The organism is Dietzia sp. DQ12-76 (assembly GCF_014145045.1).
Classification (GTDB): domain Bacteria; phylum Actinomycetota; class Actinomycetes; order Mycobacteriales; family Mycobacteriaceae; genus Dietzia.
Map to the genome: position 1 here is coordinate 1 of NZ_JAALDV010000541.1, position 2,186 is coordinate 2,186.

1 protein-coding gene is annotated in these 2,186 nt (G+C 71.2%); it reads left to right on the forward strand.

Annotated features, from left to right (window positions below; all coding sequences use genetic code 11):
• The coding region (gene ureC, locus G6019_RS16355) for an urease subunit alpha (RefSeq protein ID WP_182628063.1) at positions 1-2,055 on the forward strand (2,055 nt) is incomplete at its 5' end.
• Between the last annotated feature and the right edge of the window lie 131 nt (positions 2,056-2,186).

A 2,186-nucleotide genomic window follows, 5' to 3' on the forward strand; every position in this document is an offset into this window, starting at 1 on the left:
GAGGCCAACCGGGAGCTGCGGTTCGACCGCCCCGCCGCCTACGGGCGCCACCTGGCGATCGGCGCGGGGCTGGCGGTGCGGTTCGAACCCGGTCAGACCCGCACCGTGCGGCTGGTGGACTACGCCGGCGAGCGCGTCTGCCACGGCTTCTCCGGATTGGTCGACGGTCGCCTCGACGATCCGGCCGTGCGGGAGCGGGCGCTGGAGCGGATGCACGATGGCGGGTTCCTGTCTGTCAGCGCGGACGTGGCCGATGACGACGACGACGAGGCCCGGCCGACCGCGGGTGGGGTACGCGTCGCCGAGGGCCCGCCGACCGTGCTCCCTCGCGCGACCTACACCGACATCTACGGACCCACGGTCGGGGACCGGCTGACGTTGGCGGACACGGTGTTGACCGTCGAGGTCGAGAGCGATCACAACGCCGTCACCACCGACGGCTCCAGCGGCTACGGCGAGGAGGCCGTCTACGGCGGTGGCAAGGCGATCCGGGACGGGATGGCGCAGGACCCCGCGGGAACGCGGGCCTCGGGCGCCCTGGACCTGGTGATCACCGGGGCCACGATCCTCGACGCGGTGATCGGGGTGGTCAAGGGCGACATCGGGGTGCGCGACGGCCGGATCGTGGCGGTGGGCAAGGCCGGGAACCCGCACCTGCAGGACGGCGTGCACCCGGACCTGGTGATCGGACCCGGCACGGAGGTGGTGGCGGGAGAGCACAAGATCGTCACCGCCGGGGGAGTGGACACCCACATCCACTTCATCGCCCCGCAGCAGGTCGACGAGGCCTTGTCCAACGGGGTGACCACCCTGTTCGGCGGCGGGACCGGACCGTCCGAGGGCACCAAGGGGACCACCTGCACGCCGGGCGCCTGGAACATCGGCCGGATGCTGCAGGCCGCCGACGGGCTTCCGGTGAACATCGGGATCCTGGGCAAGGGCAACACCTCGCAGGCCGAGTCGGCGGTCGAGCAGATCGTCGCCGGCGCGGCGGGCCTGAAGATCCACGAGGACTGGGGCACCACGCCGGCGGCCATCCGCTGCGTGCAGGAGGTCGCGGACGCCTACGACGTCCAGGTGGCGATCCACACCGACACCCTCAACGAGTCCGGCTTCTACGAGGACACCCGCGCCGCCCTCGGCGACTCGACCATCCACACGTTCCACTCCGAGGGCGCCGGTGGCGGCCACGCCCCCGACATCCTGCGGGTGTGCGGTGAGCCCAACGTGCTCCCGGCCTCCACCAACCCGACGCTGCCCTACACGGTGAACTCGGTGGACGAGCTGCTCGACATGGTGATGGTGTGCCACCACCTGTCGCACGACATCCCCGAGGACGTGAGCTTCGCCGACTCCCGGGTGCGGGCCGAGACCATCGCCGCGGAGACCGTGCTGCACGACGAGGGCATCATCTCCATCTTCTCCTCCGATTCGCAGGCCATGGGACGGATCGGCGAGTCGTGGCAGCGGGCGTTCCAGACCGCCCACCACTGCCGGGTCGAGCGCGGGCCGCTGCCCGAGGACGGTGATCGCAACGACAACGAGCGGGTCCTGCGGTACGTCGCCAAGATGACCATCAACCCCGCCATCGCCGCCGGGATCGCCGACCACCTGGGCTCGATCGAACCCGGCAAGCTCGCGGACCTGGTGGTGTGGCCGGTCGAGTCGTTCGCCGCCAAGCCCTCGCTGGTGATCAAGGGCGGGATGATCGTGTGGGCACCGATGGGTGACCCCAACGCCTCGCTGCCCACCCCGCAGCCCGTGATCTACCGGCCCATGTTCGGCGCGTACGGCGGGGCCATGCAGTCCACCCGGGTGACGTTCCTGTCCGCGGCGGCGATCGAGGCGGGCGTGCCCGATCAGCTGGGCCTGACCTCACCGTGCCTGCCAGTGCGCCGGTGCCGGGGCATCGGGAAGAAGGACATGGTGCGCAACGACCGCTGCCCGCGGATCGAGGTGGACCCCGAGACCTACGTGGTGACCGTCGACGGCGAGCCCGCCACCATCGCACCCGCGACCACCCTGCCACTGGCGCAGCTGCACTACCTCGCATGAGCGGTTCCGACCTGTCGCGGCTGCTGCTCGCACTGCAGTTCACGGACTCGTCGTTCCCCTCGGGCATGTACACCCTGTCCCACGGGCTCGAGGGGCTGGCCCAGCGGGGTCAGGTCGACGGCCGGCGCCTG